At 51.1% G+C, this 19,968-nt stretch carries 21 protein-coding genes and 1 tRNA gene; 17 read left to right on the forward strand and 5 right to left on the reverse strand.

Going from position 1 to position 19,968, the window contains the following annotated elements:
* The first annotated feature begins 302 nt into the window (after positions 1–302).
* From gcvA to GW590_RS24185, 8 genes are all read left to right on the forward strand, one after another.
* Positions 303–1,208: a transcriptional regulator GcvA gene (gene gcvA, locus GW590_RS11070; RefSeq protein ID WP_169403318.1), complete on the forward strand. Its 906-nt coding sequence runs from the start codon at positions 303–305 to the stop codon at positions 1,206–1,208.
* Between the two features lie 196 nt (positions 1,209–1,404).
* Complete coding sequence (locus GW590_RS11075) at positions 1,405–2,295, forward strand: oxidoreductase (RefSeq protein WP_169403114.1); 891 nt, start codon at positions 1,405–1,407, stop codon at positions 2,293–2,295.
* Between the two features lie 626 nt (positions 2,296–2,921).
* Positions 2,922–3,188 (forward strand): hypothetical protein, encoded by a 267-nt coding sequence (locus GW590_RS11080; RefSeq protein WP_169403115.1) that lies wholly within the window; start codon positions 2,922–2,924, stop codon positions 3,186–3,188.
* Between the two features lie 135 nt (positions 3,189–3,323).
* Complete coding sequence (locus GW590_RS11085) at positions 3,324–3,989, forward strand: hypothetical protein (RefSeq protein ID WP_169403116.1); 666 nt, start codon at positions 3,324–3,326, stop codon at positions 3,987–3,989.
* Between the two features lie 71 nt (positions 3,990–4,060).
* On the forward strand, positions 4,061–4,552 hold the full coding sequence (locus GW590_RS11090; protein ID WP_169403117.1) for a hypothetical protein: 492 nt from the start codon (positions 4,061–4,063) through the stop codon (positions 4,550–4,552).
* Positions 4,553–4,779: 227 nt separating this feature from the next.
* Positions 4,780–5,013, forward strand: a complete 234-nt coding sequence (locus GW590_RS11095) for a VOC family protein (RefSeq protein ID WP_169403118.1) — start codon at positions 4,780–4,782, stop codon at positions 5,011–5,013.
* 126 nt (positions 5,014–5,139) lie between these two features.
* Entirely contained in the window at positions 5,140–5,592 is a 453-nt protein-coding gene (locus GW590_RS11100; RefSeq protein WP_169403119.1) for a GNAT family N-acetyltransferase, read from the forward strand.
* A gap of 90 nt (positions 5,593–5,682) precedes the next feature.
* Positions 5,683–6,165, forward strand: coding sequence for a hypothetical protein (locus GW590_RS24185; RefSeq protein WP_211186747.1), 483 nt, complete (start codon positions 5,683–5,685; stop codon positions 6,163–6,165).
* A 64-nt stretch (positions 6,166–6,229) separates the two neighbouring features.
* Here GW590_RS24185 and GW590_RS11110 read toward each other — a convergent pair whose 3' ends face one another.
* Positions 6,230–7,225, reverse strand: a complete 996-nt coding sequence (locus GW590_RS11110; RefSeq protein ID WP_169403120.1) for a GlxA family transcriptional regulator — start codon at positions 7,223–7,225, stop codon at positions 6,230–6,232.
* A gap of 258 nt (positions 7,226–7,483) precedes the next feature.
* Between GW590_RS11110 and GW590_RS11115 the strand changes: the two genes are divergently transcribed.
* Positions 7,484–8,320 carry an alpha/beta fold hydrolase gene (locus tag GW590_RS11115; RefSeq protein ID WP_169403319.1) on the forward strand — a complete coding sequence of 279 codons (837 nt, stop codon included), beginning with the start codon at positions 7,484–7,486 and terminating at the stop codon, positions 8,318–8,320.
* A 486-nt stretch (positions 8,321–8,806) separates the two neighbouring features.
* Here the strand turns inward: GW590_RS11115 and GW590_RS11120 are convergent.
* Both GW590_RS11120 and GW590_RS11125 read right to left on the reverse strand, forming a co-directional pair.
* Positions 8,807–8,882, reverse strand: a tRNA-Asn gene (locus GW590_RS11120).
* Positions 8,883–8,997: 115 nt separating this feature from the next.
* Positions 8,998–9,558, reverse strand: coding sequence for a DsbA family protein (locus tag GW590_RS11125; RefSeq protein WP_169403121.1), 561 nt, complete (start codon positions 9,556–9,558; stop codon positions 8,998–9,000).
* Between the two features lie 365 nt (positions 9,559–9,923).
* On the opposite strand from GW590_RS11125, the gene GW590_RS11130 reads away from it, so the two are divergent.
* The 7 genes from GW590_RS11130 to GW590_RS11160 all read left to right on the forward strand — a co-directional run bounded on the left by GW590_RS11130 (position 9,924) and on the right by GW590_RS11160 (position 17,055).
* Complete coding sequence (locus tag GW590_RS11130; protein WP_169403122.1) at positions 9,924–10,799, forward strand: MurR/RpiR family transcriptional regulator; 876 nt, start codon at positions 9,924–9,926, stop codon at positions 10,797–10,799.
* Positions 10,800–10,845: 46 nt separating this feature from the next.
* Positions 10,846–11,421 carry a D-alanyl-D-alanine dipeptidase gene (gene ddpX, locus GW590_RS11135; protein ID WP_169403123.1) on the forward strand — a complete coding sequence of 192 codons (576 nt, stop codon included), beginning with the start codon at positions 10,846–10,848 and terminating at the stop codon, positions 11,419–11,421.
* A 49-nt stretch (positions 11,422–11,470) separates the two neighbouring features.
* Positions 11,471–13,060 (forward strand): ABC transporter substrate-binding protein, encoded by a 1,590-nt coding sequence (locus GW590_RS11140; RefSeq protein WP_169403124.1) that lies wholly within the window; start codon positions 11,471–11,473, stop codon positions 13,058–13,060.
* An 84-nt stretch (positions 13,061–13,144) separates the two neighbouring features.
* Positions 13,145–14,161, forward strand: coding sequence for an ABC transporter permease (locus GW590_RS11145; protein WP_169403125.1), 1,017 nt, complete (start codon positions 13,145–13,147; stop codon positions 14,159–14,161).
* 4 nt (positions 14,162–14,165) lie between these two features.
* A complete protein-coding gene (ddpC, locus tag GW590_RS11150; RefSeq protein ID WP_169403126.1) occupies positions 14,166–15,077 on the forward strand; it encodes a D,D-dipeptide ABC transporter permease in 912 nt (303 codons plus the stop codon).
* Between the two features lie 2 nt (positions 15,078–15,079).
* Positions 15,080–16,111, forward strand: a complete 1,032-nt coding sequence (locus GW590_RS11155) for an ABC transporter ATP-binding protein (protein ID WP_169403127.1) — start codon at positions 15,080–15,082, stop codon at positions 16,109–16,111.
* On the forward strand, positions 16,111–17,055 hold the full coding sequence (locus tag GW590_RS11160; RefSeq protein ID WP_169403128.1) for an oligopeptide/dipeptide ABC transporter ATP-binding protein: 945 nt from the start codon (positions 16,111–16,113) through the stop codon (positions 17,053–17,055). The genes GW590_RS11155 and GW590_RS11160 overlap by 1 nt, the downstream gene beginning before the upstream one ends.
* Before the next feature lie 93 nt (positions 17,056–17,148).
* Here GW590_RS11160 and GW590_RS11165 read toward each other — a convergent pair whose 3' ends face one another.
* Positions 17,149–17,505, reverse strand: a complete 357-nt coding sequence (locus tag GW590_RS11165) for a hypothetical protein (protein WP_169403129.1) — start codon at positions 17,503–17,505, stop codon at positions 17,149–17,151.
* A 687-nt stretch (positions 17,506–18,192) separates the two neighbouring features.
* On the opposite strand from GW590_RS11165, the gene dapF reads away from it, so the two are divergent.
* Positions 18,193–19,038, forward strand: a complete 846-nt coding sequence (gene dapF, locus GW590_RS11170) for a diaminopimelate epimerase (protein ID WP_169403130.1) — start codon at positions 18,193–18,195, stop codon at positions 19,036–19,038.
* Between the two features lie 34 nt (positions 19,039–19,072).
* On the opposite strand, the gene GW590_RS11175 is transcribed toward dapF, so the two are convergent.
* Complete coding sequence (locus GW590_RS11175; RefSeq protein WP_169403131.1) at positions 19,073–19,897, reverse strand: SDR family NAD(P)-dependent oxidoreductase; 825 nt, start codon at positions 19,895–19,897, stop codon at positions 19,073–19,075.
* Positions 19,898–19,968 lie beyond the last annotated feature (71 nt).

Below are 19,968 nucleotides of genomic sequence, written 5' to 3' on the forward strand. Positions count from 1 at the left end.
TGATGGCCTCTGTCTGCTGAACGAGGATATTCATTCCTCGTTCATAGTTGCCCAAGTTGCTTCTTACTGTAACTTTGGTAGCAGAGAAAACTTGTAGAATGGCATTGAAACCCTGCAATTAATGAGTCGGAAGACCAGTACAGCTCTATTTCTGACTGTTATTAATTAAATACGGGAAGTATATGCTGGACGACTATCCGTAATATTCCAGGTTGCTTTACTTATCTTTCTGTCGCCGTATCTTTTGTATAGGATCCGACATATCGTATTATGAGTATTAGCTCATTAACAGGAACAGAATGATGCGTGACCTCCCGCCTACAGCCACGCTGCGTGCATTTGAAGTCGCCACCCGCCATACCACTTTTACTTCAGCAGCAGCAGAGCTGTTTATTACGCAAAGCGCGGTCAGCCATCAGTTGAAAAACCTGGAGGACATCTGGGGCCTGCAGCTTTTTGAACGAGGTAAAAAACTTAGCCTGACGCCGGCTGGCGCAGCGCTGGCTCCTCTTGTGCGCGAATTCTTTAGCAAACTGGAAACCACGCTTGCCGATCTTCGTGAGCAAAATGGCCGGATACGGTTGCGCGTTAACACCACATATTCCTTCGCATTGAAGTGGTTGCTACCACGCCTGCCAGATTTGGCGCGTTTGCATCCGGAGATTCTGGTGACCCTGGAAAGCACGGATAAAGCCATTAATTTTGCCAGCACAGAGTCCGATGTCGCGATCCGTTTCGGCCATGGTAATTATCCAGCGCTGCATACGGAGTTTATGTTCCGCGAGCAGCTATTTCCGGTTGCCAGCCCGGCACTATTACAGCGCTTTGGAACACCCGGTGAACCTGCTGAATTACTGCGCTATCCGCTTCTGACGCGTGACGGTGCCGAGCTGGTGCCGAAATGGGGCGTCTGGTTTAAGCTGATCGGTATAAATACTGATGTGTTGCCCGAGAGCGTGCGCTTCGCTGATACGAATATGACGATCGCCGCCGCGTTACTGGGTCAGGGTATTGCCTTGGCGCGCAGTGGGCACGTTGAAAAAGAGATCAGCGATGGCAGTCTGGTGCGACTCTTTGACGTACCTTTTCCTTCTCCGGCCGCCTATTACTTTGTCTGCCCAAGAGGCATCGAAACGCAGCCACACATCATGAAATTCCGTAGCTGGCTATTGGCAGAATCACAGCAAGCGCAGCTCAGTTACCGTTAAATAATGAGTATTTGCTCATGCCTCCATGATGACACTTCACTTTTAATCCAGGTTCGTGCTGTTTAGTATCAGCCCATGCCTGGACACATTATGTTGCTGACGCTATTCGCCGCTCTGCTGCCTGCGGGAACACTTTATTATGTGGCGGTACTGAACGGTTACTGATAATGGACTAATCAAATCAGGAGAACACAAGATGTCTGACCATCCCACTATTGCTCTTATTGGTCCGGGTGCTATCGGTACCACTATTGCCGCTGTACTGTACGAAGTTGGCCGAACGCCAATCCTTTGCGGGCGCACCGCGCATCCTCAGCTAATATTGCGTCACGATGAGGGCGAAGTGGTGGTGCCAGGTCCTGTATTGACCAATTCGTCAACTATTACCCATCCGTTCGATCTGGTATTTGTTGCGGTGAAAACCACCCAGGTTGCTGATAGCGCCAACTGGCTGGCCGCGTTGTGTGATAAAAACACCGTTGTGTGCGCACTGCAGAACGGTGTCGAGCAGAAAACTCAGCTGAAACCCTACGTCAACGGCGCAACGGTGCTGCCTTCGGTAGTGTGGTTCCCGGCACAGCGCGAGCCTGATGCCTCGGTCTGGCTGCGTGCCAAACCGCGTCTTACACTGCCGGATATGCCGCGGGCAACACGTATAGCTGATGCACTCAGAGGGACACGCTGCGCGGTTGACTTGTCAACGGACTTTATCTCCATCGCCTGGCGCAAACTGCTGCAAAATGCGGTCGCTGGTCTAATGGTGCTTGCGAATCGCCGTGCCGGAATGTTCTCACGCGAGGACATAACGGAGCTGGCATTGGCTTATCTGCATGAGTGCCTGACGGTAGCGCGTGCGGAAGGTGCAGTAATGAACGATAACGTTCCGAAGGAGATCGTTAACGGTTTTCATCATGCTCCGGTAGATCTGGGGACCTCCATTCTCGCCGACCGCCAGGCCAACCGTCCACTTGAGTGGGATATTCGCAACGGCGTGATAAAGCGTTATGGTCGCTTACATGGTATTCCTACGCCGGTCAGCGACGTGCTGGTACCGCTGCTGGCAGCAGGGAGTGAGGGGCCGGGTTGAAAATCGTTAACTACAGGAGTGTTGGTAATACAATGGCACACTGAATCGCCAAAGTTTTGGGCGAGATATCCAGGCTAGTAAAATGACGAAATTAATCGGTGGCACGGCTATGCCATCCAGATTGCCCGCCGGATTATTTTCAAGCGAAACCTGAGGCGATTTTCTTGTCATCAAAACACATTTGGTGGTCACTGCATCATCGAACCGCAAATAACCCTCAATCAGCCCCCCGGATTTATCCCGGACGGCAGTCGCTGAATGCAAAAAAGCAAAAAGGCCGCTTTAGGCAGCGACCTGGCGTTGGCGCGTAGACCGTAAGCATCTGTTCCAGGCATTGCTTGCCGAACGTAGAGAGGTATCCATTTCCACCGTGTGGCGTATGGAAAAAGGCGACCTTGATATTTTGGCACACTTTCGCCTGGAGCAGTCTAAATCATACTGGCCAGCGGTTGGAGCCGGGAAACAGTTTCAGGTAGTTGCTGACGTAACAAACAGTCCAGAATCGCCTGACAGCTTTTTCGTACAGTACACAACTAAATATGACAATCAGCAATGAACGAGGTGCGATCTAAACCGTGTTATCTTAAGCAGCCTCGAACTGAAAACCTAAACAGGATGTCATTCCAGTGAAAATAAACAATTGCCAGACCTGTGGCCAACCAATGAGCAAAATACCAGAAACTCTGAATCTTGACTGTGGTGGTGATTGTTTAAGTTGCATGGCTTGTCATGGTGATCCAGACGCAATTGAGATTGTTGAGAGACTTACTGGCGAGAAAGTTAATGACCTTGGATGCACATATCCCTCCAGTAATGTTGAAGGGCAGCAAAAAGCGGAAGTTAGAACTGAAAAATACATTCCTGGTATCAGCGGATCGAATGTTTCAGAATAGAACGTGGAGATTTAGTCAATCCAGGTTGGGTGAAATTTTTATTTCGGTGATAATCAAAACCCGGACAACATAGTCACACAGGGCAATACGGGCAGTATGGATGCTATCTGAAACAATAATAAATAAGGGATTTTAATGTTCCAAAAATCGACTCTGATAACTTTACCCCTGCTGATGACGTCTATATTCCTGCTGACAGGATGCCCCCCAGCCCCGGATCTAACACAGTGGCAGCGTCCTGATACGGATATCGACGGCGTGCGCGTCGCGATGGGTAAATGCGGCGTGCAACTCCCCGGATCCGATATTCCCAAAACGGATAATGAGTCCGTTCTATATTACCAATGCATGGAGAATATGGGGTTTACCCGTAAAGACGGATTCAAAATTTGCAGCGTTCGTGTTTACCATGATACACCAGCCTGCCTCAAGCAAGAACAGGGGTATCCCTTGAGTCAGACTCAGCTAGAAGCGCTGCCTTTTGTCGCAGACAGAGGGTTTCATCCGATTAAGCCGGATTCCGGCGTGAGCAAGTTTTCCTTGATTACCTGGCGTAAAGTGGGAGCCTCGCTGCATTTTTCTCATGAGGTTGAAAACGACAAGCAAGCACTGGCGGTGATGTATCAATGCGGTTATCCGCAACCGTTGGGTTCGACGCCTTACGTGCCGACGCTGCGCAAAGCCGCTAATATTCAACGATGCATGCTGGATAAAGGTTTCGAGCCGAAAAACAAACTCAGTCTAGTATGTCGCAATTACCCGCAGGTCACTGACTGCCCAAAACATCACTCTTACCCCTGAACTAACCCTGAAGAAGCTATATAGACACTGTCGTTATCTCTCCCATATATAATCTCTGAGGAAGCATTTCCATGGGACGTAAAATCCTGGTAGCAGTAACTTTATTATCTTTAATTCCAATATGTTATGGTCATGATAATGGTCCATATGAACAAACTAAGCTATCCGTAATTGATTTTCTAAAAAAAGGGGCGGCCTCTCCGGCTAGTTGTGATTTGTTCAAGGATTTTCTTGCAAAAGATCCTCTAAATGATGGAAAAAGGAAAATGATGGTAGGTTTCTGTAATAGCGATATTGATTTCTCAAAGCCAGTCTCATTTTCCGAAATGCATACACATCAATTTGAGGGACATTTTTATGTGTGTGGTGTCATTTCAGGAAAAACAAAGCTTGACCAGAAAATCGGTGTTCGATTTATTTCCGCAGAACCATATCATCTGGTACTAAACGTTAAATATTCACGTCGTCCCATTGCTTATGCATCGGATGATAGCTTTTTAATTGATGACTATCGCTTACAGCTCAAATCATTTAATGAACTCAACAGCAAATATTGCAAGTGAACGATAACCGCTGTAGTCGAGTAACTCATATATTCGGTTTCTAATGGATACATCCGTATAGTATGGCAATCTACTTGATGTATACCATTACCTGTCCTCTGGCACACAACAGTCAGACGGGATTACAAAGTCCGCTGTGAGCTAAGTTCGGACGTAACCAGCATTCTGCCACATTATTAATTAGGGTGTTGGTGAATGCTGTGTCAGTCAAAAAATGGATGCGTACAATGACTCACTCTACAGAACCTTACTGGAATCGCATGGTTCTTGAGCTGAGCGTAACAGATTTCCCCGCCTATTTACGTTTTTATGCGGAAGTGCTTGGCTTTAAGGTCATGATAATACGCAGCGATTCTGATTTTGCCTATGTGTGTCTCGGTAAGGCGCAACTGATGCTTGAGCAGTATCATGTGGAAGGTTGCAACACAGGAGAATTTATCAGGTCGTCAGATCGAAGTTGATGATATTCAGGACGTTCTTGACCGTCTGACAGTACACAGGGTACCGCTGTATCGGGAACTTAGGAATGTTGCCTTTTCCAGGCAGGATACTTTATGCTGGTCATAATCTCTTTGTAGGATATAACCATGATAACCGTAGAGAAATCAGATCCATTTTCTTCAGAATCCCAGCGATTAATCGAAATGCTGTCAGCAGAACTTGCCGCTATTACTGGTGATAACGGCAAAAGCAATTTCACTGTTGATGCAATGAATGGTGACAGAGCGTTATGGGTATTGGCAAAGAACGCTCATGGCGATGCGATAGGATGCGGCGCTATCAGGCCATTAACGCATAATATTGCCGAGCTTAAAAGAATGTTTTCAGACCGAAGTGTACCAGGCGTTGGTAACGCTTTACTCACTTTTCTGGAAACCTTCGCAAAAGAAATGGGATATCTCGAGCTGAGGCTGGAAACCCGACATATTAACCATCGGGCTGTAACATTTTACGAGAAAAATGGGTATGTCTGTATTGAGAATTATGGCCCATATATAGGCAGAGAAGAGGCAGTATGTTTCTCAAAGGCATTGTGCTAATTACATTAATGGATCCAGATGTCCGCGTTTGGCACCAGAAAAAAGAGTTGTATACCTGTTACGAGCGAAGAGCGGACCTAACATTGTGATATGTTAATTTACGTGGAGCAGGTCACTGGTATCGCAGGAAAAGGGGGAGAATATACATTACTGATAAAGTCTCGAACCGCACGGCCGATAACCACGAAAACTGCTGTTTACCTCTCATGCCATAATGCGATGGCTGGAGTAAGCTCAATACTATGCAAAGCGTTGACGCCGGATAACTATAACGACAGGGGGATGCTGTCAATAATGCCACTACAAATACTGAAAATTATCCACCACAGGGTCAGTATCTACACGCTTTCAATAGTGTTAACATTTGGCGTCCTGTACTGCACAGGACTAGGGGTTTATTACTCCTATATTCATGAAAAAATGGAAGAATATGCTGATTCAATTCTGACACGCAGTGATAGTCTTATCGCGCAGGTAAAACTGATTGACGGACTTCGATGGTCTGCTGGTATCGGAAAACCTGCTGAAGCAGGACTTCATCGCCAGCGGCCCGAACCAGAAGTGGGCGGGTGATATCACGTATCTTCGCTCGGACGTTATCAGGCTAGTCATCCTGGATTAAAACAAGAGCAGCAAATTATTCAGTGCTAAAACGTTGCCGATGCTGGCTGGGTGTCACCCCCATAATTTTGCGGAAGATTTTGCGGAAGGCTGAAGAGTCTGTGTATCCCACTTCCCACGCAATTACATCGACAGCACGCCCTGTAAGCTCCAGCGCGTCCCGCGCTTTCATTATCCTGACCTGTTGCAAGTAATCCGTTGGCCTTAATCCCGTCGCTTTCTGGAAATGACGGAGAAAGGTCCTTGGTGACAGGGACACCCGTTCGGCCATTGTCTCAATACTGTGCTGCTCGGAATAGCAGGCATGCAGATGGTGCTGGACAAGCAAAATCTTGCTGTCGCCATGCTCAAAATTAGGGATAAATACGGAATAGGGACTTTGTTCACGCCTTGGAGGATCGACCAGCAAAAATCGGGCAGTGGCATGCATTGTGCCCGTTCCTGATATTTTCTCGATCAACGTTAGCCCCAGATCTATCCAGGCAAGAATGCCGCCAGCGGTAATAATATCGCCATCGTCGATAACCATTTTTTCCGCAACAACGTCTATCTTTGGAAAACGATCTGCTAACGTTTGCGCAAAGGCCCAATGCGTTGTTGCGCGGCGGTGATTAATCAACCCGGTTTCGGCCAGAACAAATGCACCTGCGCAAACCGAACACAGTGTGACCCCCTTGTTGTAGAGTGTATTCATCCAGTCAGCAGATACCTTCATTGAGGTCATCAGTGCCGGCATCACCAGGCTTGGCGGCGCAATCAGATAGCTCATGCGATGGGGTTCATCTGGATGGCTGTCCCAGACACATTCCACCGTATCATCTCCTTCATTTACCTTCCAATGCGAAACGCGTATCGCCAGTTTGCGATCCTCTCCGGAAATGCTTATAGCCCAATCAGTGGCGATCCTGAACATATCGCTCAGGCCGTACACTGCGGCGAGTTGGCAGTCCCGGTAAATCAACAGGCCAATCTCGGCGACGACCGTATTTTTAGCTGAATTTATATTTGTCATTTTTAACACTTATAATGTCATATATGACAAGTGTATTCGCTTACGTATTGCCTGACAATATGTTCAACAAGCCATCACCGCGATGACCTGAAAAACTGTAAAGGAGCGCATATGTCAGGCGCAGAAATTGAAAAGTTAAATATTTCAAGGCGTGACCTGTTGATCCTTGGCAGCACACTGTCGGCAAGTATTGGGCTCTCTCACTCATCCTTCGCCCAGGGTATAACATTATTATCATTACCTTCAGGAGATATCTCTATGAGCAACGGCATCATTACTACCAAAGATGGCACCCGGATTTTCTACAAAGACTGGGGCCCGAAAAATGCACAACCTGTCGTTTTTCACCACGGCTGGCCGTTAAGTGCTGATGACTGGGACAATCAGATGCTGTTCTTCTTATCTGAAGGTTTTCGCGTGATCGCTCATGATCGCCGTGGTCACGGACGCTCCGATCAAACCGATACAGGTAACGATATGACTACTTACGCGGCAGACGTGGCCGAACTTGCCAGGGTGCTGAATTTGAAGGATGCCATTCATATCGGTCACTCTACTGGCGGCGGCGAAGTGGCGCGTTATGTCGCACATGCTGAGAAAGGCAGGGTAGCAAAGGCTGTTTTGATGGGGGCTGTACCCCCAATCATGCTTAAAACCCCCGCCAATCCGCAAGGCTTACCATTAACAGTATTTGACGGTTTCCGTTCTGCTCTGGCAGCTAACCGCGCACAATTTTATATCGACGTGCCAGCAGGCCCATTTTATGGCTTCAACCGCCCTGGCGCGAAAGTCATCCAGGGATTGATAAACAACTGGTGGCGGCAGGGAATGGCTGGCGGTGTTAAAGCGCAGTATGACTGTATTGCCGCATTTTCAGAAACTGACTTTACGGAAGACTTAAAAGCTATCACCGTGCCTGTATTGGTGATGCATGGCGAAGACGACCAGATAGTGCCCATTGATGACTCCGCATATAAGTCAGTCAAATTGTTGAAGCATGGCACCCTGAAAACCTATCCGGGTCTGCCACATGGAATGTTCGCGACCCATCCTGAAAAAATCAACCCTGATTTGCTGGCTTTCGCCAGGAGTTAAAGATTAGGACCGGGGGATGAGTGGCAATGACCTGATAGAACCTACGGGGGATTCAACTGTTGCCAGTCATAAGAAATTCGAAAGTGCAGTTCGTGACCCAAGCATTGAGGTCGATGACGCATTGGAGATATCTGAGCCAATTGAAGTCTGAGTTTACAGGGCTGCAACAGCAGCCCTGTGCCAAAGCGGACATGGTCAATATCATCCTGTGTTAATCCATGGAGAGAAGGTCACGAGTTTTCGTTTTGGAAAAAACGTAAAAATTGAACGGTTTGCTGATTCATGGTTTCAATGGCCGCCAGATGCTCAGATTTTTTCCAGTTAATGCCAATAATGTGCAGTAAGTCCCGATAAAAAATACTAAATTTTCCCCAAGGGTAAAAGAGTAGCCCCCAATCAGCCCTCAGATTTCTCCCCGGCGGCAGTCGCTGAATGCAAAAAAGCAAAAAGCCCGCTTAAGTTTCCTTAAGCGGGCTTTTCTAAATTTGGCTCCTCTGACTGGACTCGAACCAGTGACATACGGATTAACAGTCCGCCGTTCTACCGACTGAACTACAGAGGAATCGTGTGAACGGGCCGAATACTAACGAGGGGCGAAGGGCTTGTCAAAGCCCTTTTTCACAATTTCGTTTGAATGCTGAAGAATTCAGCAAATATCGGTAATGTCGCACAAAATTTTAGCCCTGAATGCGTTTTGCCCAGGAAGAGATCTCGTCACCGCTGCCAATATCTGCCTGCACCAGCCCATTAACCATAAAGGTTGGTGAAACATGGATACCGTTTTGGCGTGAGTATTTGCAGTGCCATTTAATGGCGTTTTGCAATTCCGGCTGGGCAAAGGGTTCGCGGGCATTGATGCCGCTGTATTGTTCCAGGCGGTTAATAATGTCGTTTGGCGTGGCGTCCATATTGGGTCCGGCGCAGTGACCGGCAAACTCAAACTCTTCGCGGTGGTCGGCAACCGCCTGCAGCACGGCTTTGGCCGCACTTTTGCCCGCTGGCAGTGTTGATGCGGCCAGAATATAACGCACAATCACGCCGGAATAGAGGTGCCATGGCTGCGACTGCAGATGAATTTTCAGCGTCATATTCTCTTCACCCACTTCGGCCAGCAGCGCGTCCAGTTTATTAAAGGCGCGAACGGAAAAAGGGCAGGTCGGTTCAAGAAAGACTTCAAAAAGGTTTTGGCCGTGTCCCCAAACCAGCGGGTCAGCGTGTAGCGTTGGGTTTGTGCTCATCGCAAGCTCCTTATGACAGCAGTTTTATTGAATATCAATGAATAAGCCCATCTTGGCAAATCCCGCCGCTTAGCTCCAGTGCTGACGAAAACTATTGCTGCTTTTTCCGTTAATAAAAATTACCGAGCCGCCAGCATAAGCTTGCACTGCGCTTGGGAAAATTCGCCTGATTATTGTGCAACGCTAACGCAGGTGTCACATTTTGGTAACTTTTTTCACCGGGAGGACTGGAGGGGAAATTGATAGCTGAATGATTTATAAGTCATTATTAACGCCCTGGTATTTTTTGCTGAGGTTGGCATAGCTGTTGCTTTGTTATTGCGATAACAAAGTGTCTCAGCTTGATAACAAACCAACAGGGGCTTATGGCAGATAATCTCGATGTGATGGCTCAAATTCAGGCTTCTTTTGCTGCGCAAACCCCCACGGGCAAGCGTATCGCTGGCTATTTACTGGCCAATCTGGCGCAGATCCCTTTTGAGACCGCCGATAGCATTGCGCGCAGCACGGCGACCAGCGGCATCTCCGTCGGGCGCTATTTGCGCAGCCTGGGTTATCGCAACCTGGATGACTTTAAACAGACGCTGCGCCAACAGGCTAGCGGTGCCAGCTATCAACCCTGGATGGTCACCGATCGTCTTGGTGCCTATCGCCAGCGCAGCAGACAGCCGCAGCAAGAGAAATTTCAGCAGGCACTGACGCTGGAGCTGGAAGCCATTACCCATGTCTATCAACTGGCACAAAGCGAAAGCTTTGCCCGTATCAGCCGTGGGCTGGCGGAAGCCGATGCAGTATTTATTCTCGGTATTCAGTCGGTGCGCGGTATCGCCAATACCTTCTATAGCCACCTGGAGTACCTGCGGCCCAAGGTCTATTTCGCTGACGGCCAGTCTGGCACCTATGTCGAGTCGCTTAATTCAGAGTTTGCGGCACCTTATTTGCTGGTGACTGATACCCGGGCCTATTCGGTGATCGCGCAAAAATATTGTCAGGCCGCCTGTGAACGCGGTCTGCAAGTGGCGCTGATCACCGATATCTATTGCCCCTGGGCCCATGACTATCCGTTGGATTTATTGCAGCTAAAAACCGATACCGGCCAATTTTGGGACTCGATGGCACCGCTAAGCTGTCTGTTTAATCTGCTCTCTTCGGCGGTGTTGGAGTTGCGCGGCAGTGAGGTAGAACAGCGTCTGGCTAATAATCGTATTTTGCAAAAAGAGTTTGGGCAGTTTGCCTCCTGAGCGGCGGCGCTGTGCATTTTTATTATAAGGGCAGCAGAACATTATTATGAATAACCAGGATATCACTTTGATTGATGTGGCCGCACTGTTACCCGAGGCGGTGATTGATCTGAAATATGCCACGCAAGACAACCTGACCGGGCAAGTGGTGTATTGCGAAAGTCGCTGCCTGCTCCATCCCGATGCCGCCAAAGGGCTGGTGCGCTGTTTTCAGGTCGCCAGATTAGCCGGATACAATCTGAAAATTTTTGACGCCTACCGTCCACAGCAGGCGCAGCATATCTTTTGGGCGCATCTGCCCGATCCGCAGTATGTTGCCGATACCCGGCAAGGGTCGCACCACAGCCGTGGCGTAGCCATTGATCTGACGCTGCTCGATGAGCAGGGGCAAGAGCTGGATATGGGCGCCGGTTTTGATGAAATGACCGAGCGTTCGCACCCTTTTTATCCCCATCTTCCGGTTCAAATGCAACGTAATCGCCTGCTGCTTAATGCGGTGATGGCCGCCGGCGGCTTTCAGGGGATTGCCAGTGAATGGTGGCACTTTGAGCTGCCGGATGCGCTGACTTATCCGTTGCTGGCCGATCTTTTTGACTGTTTTCCACCCAAAAACCTTGCCTGAATCCTGGCATTTTATGCATTGCTATCCTTATTAAAGCAGGAGTTTGCCCATGCGTATTACCACAGCGAAGTCGTTATTTAAGCAAGTCATCGCCCAAAAAACCGTCGTCAGCACTGCCGTGTTGTTGGCGTTATCTGCCCTGACGCTGAATGCACAAGCCGCCGTACCCAAGGATATGTTGGTGATTGGCAAGGCTGCCGATCCCCAGACGCTTGACCCGGCGGTGACCATCGACAATAACGACTGGACGGTAACCTATCCGGCCTATCAGCGGCTGGTGGGTTATAAAAGCGAAGGGGGTAAAGGGTCGACGCAGGTGGCAGGCGATCTGGCTGCCAGTTGGACGGCGTCGGCGGATCAGTTGGTATGGACTTTTGTCCTTAAACCTGGCGCGAAGTTTGACGATGGCAGTGAGGTAAACGCCGAGGCGGTGAAATGGTCATTTGAGCGATTGATGAAGATTGCCCAGGGACCGTCAGAAGCTTTCCCGAAAGATATGCAGGTGACGGTGGTCGATCCGCTCACCGTACGCTTTACGTTGAAAACCCCCTTTGCCCCTTTCCTCTATACGCTGGCCAACGACGGGGCAGGGATCGTCAATCCGGCGATTGCCAAAGCCAATCCCGAGGATGAAGGCAAAGCCTGGCTGGCCAGCCATACTGCCGGTTCAGGTCCGTACAAACTGGAACGCTGGCAGAAGGGCCAACAGTTGGTGCTGGTCCCCAATACTTACTACAGCGGCGAAAAACCGGCTTTTAAACGAGTGACGGTAAAAATCATCGGCGAAAGCGCCAGCCGCCGTTTGCAGTTATCCCGCGGTGATCTGGATATTGCCGACTCTCTGCCTGTCGACCAACTGGCAGCGTTAAAACAGGAGAATAAGGTGGCGGTTGCCGAGTATCCCTCGCTGCGCGTTACCTATCTGTATTTGAATAATGGCAAAGCGCCAATGGACCAGGTGGATCTGCGCCGTGCTGTCTCTTATGCCGTCGATTATCAGGGAATGGTCAAAGGTATTCTCGGCGGCAATGCCAAGCAAATGCGCGGGCCAATTCCTGACGGCATGTGGGGATATGATCCGCAAGCCATGCAGTACAGCAATGATATAACCAAGGCCAAAGCGGCGTTAGCCAAGGTGAAAACGCAGCCAAATACACTGGATTTTCTCTACTCCGACAGCGATCCCAACTGGGAGCCCATTGCCCTGTCGGTGCAGGCCAGCCTGGCCGCTGCCGGGGTTAACGTGAAGCTGGAGAAACTGGCCAATGCCACCATGCGCGATCGTATTGGCCACGGGGACTATGACATCTCCATCGGCAACTGGAGTCCGGACTTTGCCGACCCCTATATGTTTATGAACTACTGGTTTGAGTCGGATAAAAAAGGATTGCCGGGCAATCGCTCTTTTTACAGCAATCCGGCGGTGGATGACTTACTGAAAAAAGCCGTGGCGGTCACCGATCAGCAGCAACGCACCGACTATTACCAGCAGGCACAAAAAATCGTTATCGACGAAGCGGCGTACGTCTACCTGTTCCAGAAAAACTATCAGGTAGCCCTCAATAAAGAGGTTAAAGGCTTTGTCTTCAACCCGATGCTGGAACAGGTGTTTAACATCGGCGAAATGAGCAAACAGTAGGTTGCGCAGCAAGATATTGTTTGCGGGTTGAGAGTGGCCTGGCATCGGAGTGACAGGCTCCGGTGCTGTGTTTGGGGGAGTGCTATGACTTTTTGGACCATTATTCGCCAGCGTTTGTGGGGACTGGTTTTAGTGATGGTGGGGGTATGCATTATCACCTTTATTATCTCGCATCTGATCCCCGGCGACCCGGCAAGATTGCTGGCCGGCGATCGTGCCAGTAATGAGATGGTGCAGCATATGCGCCAGCAACTGGGGCTGGATCAACCACTGTACGTACAATTTTATCGCTATGTGACCGCCTTGCTGCATGGCGATCTTGGCACTTCCATCCGTACCGGCCGACCGGTGCTGGAAGACCTGCGGACGTTTTTCCCGGCCACGCTGGAGCTGGCGCTCAGCGCGCTGCTGCTGGCTATCGTGCTGGGGATCCCGTTGGGGGTGTTGTCGGCGGTATATCGTAATAAATTTGCCGATCATCTGGTGCGCATGCTGTCGGTGATTGGCATTTCAACGCCGGCATTTTGGCTCGGGTTGGGGGTGATTATTCTGTTTTATGGCCATCTGAATCTGTTACCCGGCGGCGGTCGGTTGGATGACTGGCTGGATCCGCCCACATCGATCAGCGGTTTTTATCTGCTTGATGCCTTGTTGACCGGCAACCGCGAGGCACTGTGGAACAGTCTGCAACATTTATTATTGCCTGCGCTAACGCTGGCCTTTGTGCATATGGGCGTAGTTGCGCGGCAGATCCGTTCCGCCATGCTGGAGCAACTGAGTGAGGACTATATCCGCACCGCGCGTGCCAACGGCCTGTCGAACTGGCGGGTGATCTTGAGTCACGCCTTGCCGAATGCGTTGATCCCCTCGGTCACCGTCCTCGGGCTGGCGCTGGGGGATCTACTGTATGGCGCGGTATTGACCGAGACAGTTTTTGCCTGGCCGGGGATGGGGGCTTATGTGGTCAGTTCAATCCAGGCATTGGATTTTCCGGCGGTGATGGGTTTTGCGGTGGTGGTCTCCTTTGCCTATGTGCTGGTGAATTTAGGCGTGGATTTACTTTACGTGTGGATAGACCCGCGTATTGGCAGAGTGAGGTAACGCTATGTCACTGCTTGAGCCGGAGGTGGGCCGCGGTCGCGCCAATTGCGCCCCGGTCACCTCAAAACGTCCCTTTACTGCCTGGCGGCGAAGGGCGCATCAACTGAGCCGCAGTCCGCTAACTCTGCTGGGGCTGGCAATTATGCTGCTGGTGGTATTGCTTATGCTGTGTTCACCCTGGCTGGTGCCGCACAACCCAAATGCCATCGATCTAGCCGCGCGCCTGCAGGCACCCTCGACGGCGCATTGGTTTGGTACTGACGAGGTAGGACGCGACCTGTTTAGCCGGGTGCTGATTGGCAGCCAGCAGTCGGTGGCCGCCGGGCTGGCGGTGGTGATCCTTGCCGGATCTGTCGGTTCGCTGCTTGGCTGTTTTTCCGGGGTGATGGGCGGGGTGCTGGATGCGCTGATTATGCGCGGGATGGACATTATGCTGTCGGTGCCTTCCCTGGTCTTGACCATGGCACTGGCGGCGGCTCTTGGGCCTAGTCTGTTTAACGCCATGTTGGCAATTGCCGTTGTGCGCATTCCGTTTTATGTGCGCCTGGCGCGCGGGCAGACGCTGATGCTACGCCATCAGGCCTATATGCAGGCCACCCGCACCTTTGGCGCATCGCGCTGGCATCTGATCACCTGGCACGTATTACGCAACGTATTGCCGCCGCTGGTGGTGCAGGCTTCGCTGGATATCGGTACTTCCATTCTGATGGCTGCCACACTGGGTTTTATTGGCCTGGGGGCACAACAGCCTACTGCCGAGTGGGGAGCGATGGTGGCCAATGGCCGCAACTATATTCTCGACCAATGGTGGTATTCCGCCTTTCCCGGTATGGCGATCCTGATCACCGCTACCGGGTTTAACCTGTTCGGTGACGGTCTGCGTGACCTGCTGGACCCGAAAAGCGGAGGGCGTTGACAATGGCCGCATTATTACCTGCCTCGACGGCGGCTACTCCGGTGTTGGAAATCGACGGTTTACAGCTGGTTTTCCCGGTTTACGACGGCGAGGTCAAGGCCCTGAATCAGGTCTCATTACGGGTTAATGCCGGAGAGATCGTCGGCGTGGTCGGCGAGTCCGGCTCCGGCAAATCGGTAACGGCAATGATGGCGATGCGTCTGTTGCCGCCGGAAAGTTTTACCATCAAGGGTGGCAGCCTGCACTTGCTGGGTAGCGATGTGCTCCAGGCCAGCGAAAAGCAGATGCGTCAACTACGTGGTGCGCGGGTGGCGATGATTTTTCAGGAGCCGATGAATGCTCTTAACCCAACGCGTAAAATTGGCCGTCAGATGTGTGAAATTATCTGCCTGCACCAGCAACTGAGCCGTCAGCAGGCGCATAACAAGGCCGTCGCTCTGTTGCAGGAAATGCAGATTGCCGATGCCGAACAGGTAATGGCGCGCTACCCTTTTGAACTTTCCGGCGGCATGCGCCAGCGAGTGCTGATCGCCATGGCATTTTCCTGCGAACCCGAGCTGATTATCGCCGATGAACCCACTACTGCGCTGGATGTCACGGTGCAACGTCAGGTACTGCGTCTGTTGCAGCGTAAGGCTCTCAACAGCGGTACTGCGGTGCTGTTTATTACCCATGATATGGCGGTGGTTGCGCAGCTATGCGATCGGGTTTACGTGATGTATGCCGGTCATGTTATTGAAAGTGGCGGCACTGAGCAGGTGATCGGCCATCCGGCACATCCATACTCCATTGGTTTGTTGCAGGCGGCGCCGGAGAATGCTGAACCGCGTACTTTATTGAAAGCCATTGCGGGCACGGTGCCCAGTTTGACCCATCTCCCCCAAGGCTGTGCCTTTCGTGAACGCTGCAGTCATGCGGATGCCCGCTGTATGCAGACGCCACCCTTGACCCCGATGTCTGCAGGATCGTCACAGCAGGTGGCCTGCTGGCATCCTCAGCCCGGAAATCTGCCGAGCAAACAGGAGCAAGCCTGATGAATGCCGAAGCCTTGATGGAATTACAGGATATTCGCGTACGCTTCCCGGTAAAATTTAACTGGCTGGGGCAGCCGAGGGGCTATGTGCATGCCCTTAATGGTGTGGATTTGAATATTATGCGCGGCGAAACCCTGGGTATTGTCGGCGAGTCTGGCTGCGGCAAAAGCACGCTGGCACAATTGCTGATGGGGCTGCAAACGCCCAGTAGCGGTACCTTGCTGCGCGCCCGTGCGGCGGGATCCTGGTTTGGTTCCGGCATGCAGATGGTGTTTCAGGATCCACAGTCTTCGCTGGATCCGCGTTTGCCGGTGTGGCGCATTATTACCGAGCCGGTTTATGTGCAAAAGCATAACTCGGCCAGTGAGCGCCGTAGCCTGGCCGAGACGCTCGCCGAGCAGGTAGGATTACGTAAAGAGTCACTGGATCGTCTCCCTCATGAATTTTCCGGCGGCCAGCGCCAGCGCATCTCCATTGCCCGCGCGCTGTCGTCACAACCGGATATTATCGTGCTTGATGAGCCCACTTCGGCGCTGGACATCTCAGTGCAGGCGCAAATCCTCAATCTATTGGTAGCGCTGCAGCGTCAACGTAATCTGACCTATGTGCTGATCTCCCACAACGTCTCGGTGGTACGGCATATGAGCGATCGCGTGGCAGTGATGTATCTGGGACAGATTGTTGAGTTGGGACCGACGGACAAAGTGCTGGCCCGTCCTCAGCATCCCTATACCCGGCTGCTGCTGGACTCGGTGCCACAGGCCGGGCGATCGCTGGCAGAGGGACAGGAAGACCGAAAAGGCGAACTGCCAAGTAATCGCCAACTGCCGCAGGGCTGTTACTTTCGCGAGCGCTGCCCTTATGCGGGCAACGGTTGCCAGATGCCACAGGATTTGCGGGTCAATCTGTCAGGTGTGGCGGTCAGATGTCATCGGGTCAGTTAACGGCAAGGGCGGGCATGATTGGATCTCGTCGAGGCATGCTGTAAACCTGCCCTGGATAGAGCAGGTCACAGTTACTGCAATTTGCGCACTGCGTTAAAAGCTGACGCTGCTGCGGTTTTTGCCTAACTTGTTAATAAGCAACGCGAGATCAAAGGCTTTATCATCTTTGCTGTTACTGCCGCATTTTGCCGGAAGGTAATCGAGGAAAGTTTTCCTGTCGTTAGTATCCGCGGGTAACTTTACCGGATGTTTTTGGATAGTTGCTGGAAAGGATGACTCATCACGAATTCCAGGCCCTTGTGGGGATGAGAAAGGGAGTGGCATGCGTGCTATGGTGCCTTTCGATTGAGCCAAACGATCGTGGAGATAATCGATAGTCGCTGATTGCACATCAGCGATGGTGTAAGGGTTTGATGTGCATTTTTGCGTGTTTAATAAAGAAATATCCATAGGTTATAATAGAAGCTTTCCCGCCTACGTGAAAGTTTAGGTTTTCACGTAAGCTTTCAAGTTCTCTCCTTTAATAGGTTAATTTGCTATTACTTCTGTAAATAAAAATATGTCATAATTTTCATATTCATAGGGTGTTTTTTCATTGTCGAGAGCAGGGTATTTATATTCCTCTCCCTTTGTTGTTATTATTTTTGAGCAATGATCCGATATTGTGCCATTAAAGCCAGATCTCCCTCTTCGGAGAGATCTGGCTGCTATTTTACCTTTTAATAAGCAACCGGGCCCGGTGAGCGGGGATTGAGAGCCTCTCCCAAACCCTGGCGCTGAAGCATACTAAGCAATTGCGTATTATCGGCAGACCCGCAAGCGGTTTGGCCAATTTGTCTGCTATCAAAAACGGTCCCCGGCGATCTCGGATTAAGTGGGGAAGCCGTTGTACGCGTCATTTGACAAAGAACGCCATCTGACATTTGATAGTTGTTGCGTGGTAGAACATGAGATAATTGCGTCGACATAGATCATCACAGAAACTTTCCCGCTGGCGCGAAAGTCAGGCTTTCGCGTAAGCTTTCAAGTTCTCTCCTTTGGTTTGGTTAATAGTGCATTATGTCTGTTACTAAAAAGCCCATAGGAGTTCCATGTTGATTCGGTATATCGTTTTTTAATGACAAGGCTGGGCTGATTATGAACGTTTCTCTTTTTCATCGTTATCATGGTTTGGGCAATGACTATCTGGTTTGTCATCAAAGCGTGGCGGCGCAATTGTCCGTTGAGCAAATTGTACGTCTCTGTGACCGTAATTACGGCATTGGTTCAGACGGTCTGCTTATCGATATTGATGATGAAGAGATATCCCGGGTACGTATCATCAATCCTGATGGTTCTGAGGCAGAGAAAAGTGGCAATGGCCTGCGGATTTATGCGCGCTATCTGTTTGATATCAAGAGAGTCGGTCATCAACCCTTTTTGGTTAACACCCTTGGCGGCCAGGTAAGCTGTGAAGTGACGCCAGGCGCGCACCAGATTATTGTTGATATGGGGCAGGCGAAGTTTGCGCCGTCGGCGCTTCCCGCCAATATTGACGGGGATGAAGTGCTCGATCGGCCACTGGTGGTGGGGGGCCATCATCTTAAGGTGACTCTGGTTTCCATGGGCAATCCGCACTGCGTGGTGCGGGTCGATAAACTGGATCTGGCGCTGGTGCAGCAGCTAGGGCCACTGATTGAAACGCTGGCCCTGTTTCCCAAACGCACCAATGTACAGTTTGTCGAGGTGATTGACCGGGCGAATATCAGCATTGGTATCTGGGAACGCGGTGCCGGTTATACGCTGGCCTCCGGCAGCAGCAGCTGTGCGGCGGCCAGTGCCATGCGCAAACTTGGGCTGGTGGACGATCGTGTCACTGTCACCATGCCGGGCGGCCAGTTGGCGATCGCCTTCTCCGGAGATTTTATGGTTAATATGCGCGGGCCGGTGCAGAAAATCGCCACCATTACCCTCGATGACGATTGCTTTTATGATTTGCAATAACCTGCCTGTCAGCCGGTAACGGCCATTTTTAAGGTCAGGTCTTATCTGGCCTGGCCTGTTGCCAACGCGACTGTCGGGGTCTGAGGATCTTCTCGGCAATCAGCAAAATGCGCCGCCGGGTAACCAAGCGAGACAACTGCCCCAGCAACCAGTTTTGGCCGCCGGTGATAATATAGTTTCGTTGCTTATCCAGCGCGGTTAATGCCATGCTCACCACCACTTCCGCAGGCATCCTGCTACCCACCGCCGCCTCTTCGGCATTGACCACCGCAAAAAATGCCGTATCGGTAGCTCCGGGGCACAGTGCCAGGACGCGGACGCCGCGCTGTCGATTCTCTGCCCATAACGCTTCCGAAAATGACAGCAAAAATGCTTTACTGGCACCGTAAATCGCCATGTAAGGATCAGGCTGCATGGCGGCAGTGGATGCCACATTAATTACGACACCGCAGCCACGAGCCAACATGGCGGGCAGCAGGGCATGGGTCAGCGTAACCGGCAGCAGGCAGTTAAGGCGTATCTCTTCTTGTTGACGTTGTAGTGAAATTTGTTCAAATACGCCATAGGTAGCAAAACCGGCGTTGTTGATAAGAATATCCGGGGTCAGATCCCAGTCCGTCAACCGATCGAGCACTGCGCTGCTGGCTTCGGCGGCAAGCAGATCCTGGGGCAGTACCCAGATGTTGATGCCGTGCTGTTGCCTTAGCCGGTCGGCCAGTTGCTGGAGTTTATCGGCGCTGCGCGCCACCAAAATCAGCGCCGTACCGCGCGCTGCCAACTGTTCGGCAAAGGCCAGGCCAATACCAGAGGAGGCACCGGTGATCAGCGCCGTTTTGCCAGAGTAATCAAAAGAGGCCATGCTTGTTTTCCTGTATCGGGGTATGCTGCGCTGAGCATAAACCCGGGACTTGGGTCCACGGTCAAGCAGTT

Origin of the sequence: Rouxiella aceris, assembly GCF_012933545.1 — a bacterium.
GTDB classification, from domain to species: domain Bacteria; phylum Pseudomonadota; class Gammaproteobacteria; order Enterobacterales; family Enterobacteriaceae; genus Rouxiella; species Rouxiella aceris.

Coding starts and splice junctions, on each gene's coding strand:
- gcvA (WP_169403318.1), top strand. CDS start 303: ATGCGTGACCTCCCGCCTACAGCCACGCTGCGTGCATTTGAAGTCGCC.
- GW590_RS11075 (WP_169403114.1), top strand. CDS start 1,405: ATGTCTGACCATCCCACTATTGCTCTTATTGGTCCGGGTGCTATCGGT.
- GW590_RS11085 (WP_169403116.1), top strand. CDS start 3,324: ATGTTCCAAAAATCGACTCTGATAACTTTACCCCTGCTGATGACGTCT.
- GW590_RS11090 (WP_169403117.1), top strand. CDS start 4,061: ATGGGACGTAAAATCCTGGTAGCAGTAACTTTATTATCTTTAATTCCA.
- GW590_RS11095 (WP_169403118.1), top strand. CDS start 4,780: ATGACTCACTCTACAGAACCTTACTGGAATCGCATGGTTCTTGAGCTG.
- GW590_RS11100 (WP_169403119.1), top strand. CDS start 5,140: ATGATAACCGTAGAGAAATCAGATCCATTTTCTTCAGAATCCCAGCGA.
- GW590_RS24185 (WP_211186747.1), top strand. CDS start 5,683: ATGTTAATTTACGTGGAGCAGGTCACTGGTATCGCAGGAAAAGGGGGA.
- GW590_RS11110 (WP_169403120.1), bottom strand. CDS start 7,225: ATGACAAATATAAATTCAGCTAAAAATACGGTCGTCGCCGAGATTGGC.
- GW590_RS11115 (WP_169403319.1), top strand. CDS start 7,484: ATGAGCAACGGCATCATTACTACCAAAGATGGCACCCGGATTTTCTAC.
- GW590_RS11125 (WP_169403121.1), bottom strand. CDS start 9,558: ATGAGCACAAACCCAACGCTACACGCTGACCCGCTGGTTTGGGGACAC.
- GW590_RS11130 (WP_169403122.1), top strand. CDS start 9,924: ATGGCAGATAATCTCGATGTGATGGCTCAAATTCAGGCTTCTTTTGCT.
- ddpX (WP_169403123.1), top strand. CDS start 10,846: ATGAATAACCAGGATATCACTTTGATTGATGTGGCCGCACTGTTACCC.
- GW590_RS11140 (WP_169403124.1), top strand. CDS start 11,471: ATGCGTATTACCACAGCGAAGTCGTTATTTAAGCAAGTCATCGCCCAA.
- GW590_RS11145 (WP_169403125.1), top strand. CDS start 13,145: ATGACTTTTTGGACCATTATTCGCCAGCGTTTGTGGGGACTGGTTTTA.
- ddpC (WP_169403126.1), top strand. CDS start 14,166: ATGTCACTGCTTGAGCCGGAGGTGGGCCGCGGTCGCGCCAATTGCGCC.
- GW590_RS11155 (WP_169403127.1), top strand. CDS start 15,080: ATGGCCGCATTATTACCTGCCTCGACGGCGGCTACTCCGGTGTTGGAA.
- GW590_RS11160 (WP_169403128.1), top strand. CDS start 16,111: ATGAATGCCGAAGCCTTGATGGAATTACAGGATATTCGCGTACGCTTC.
- GW590_RS11165 (WP_169403129.1), bottom strand. CDS start 17,505: ATGGATATTTCTTTATTAAACACGCAAAAATGCACATCAAACCCTTAC.
- dapF (WP_169403130.1), top strand. CDS start 18,193: ATGAACGTTTCTCTTTTTCATCGTTATCATGGTTTGGGCAATGACTAT.
- GW590_RS11175 (WP_169403131.1), bottom strand. CDS start 19,897: ATGGCCTCTTTTGATTACTCTGGCAAAACGGCGCTGATCACCGGTGCC.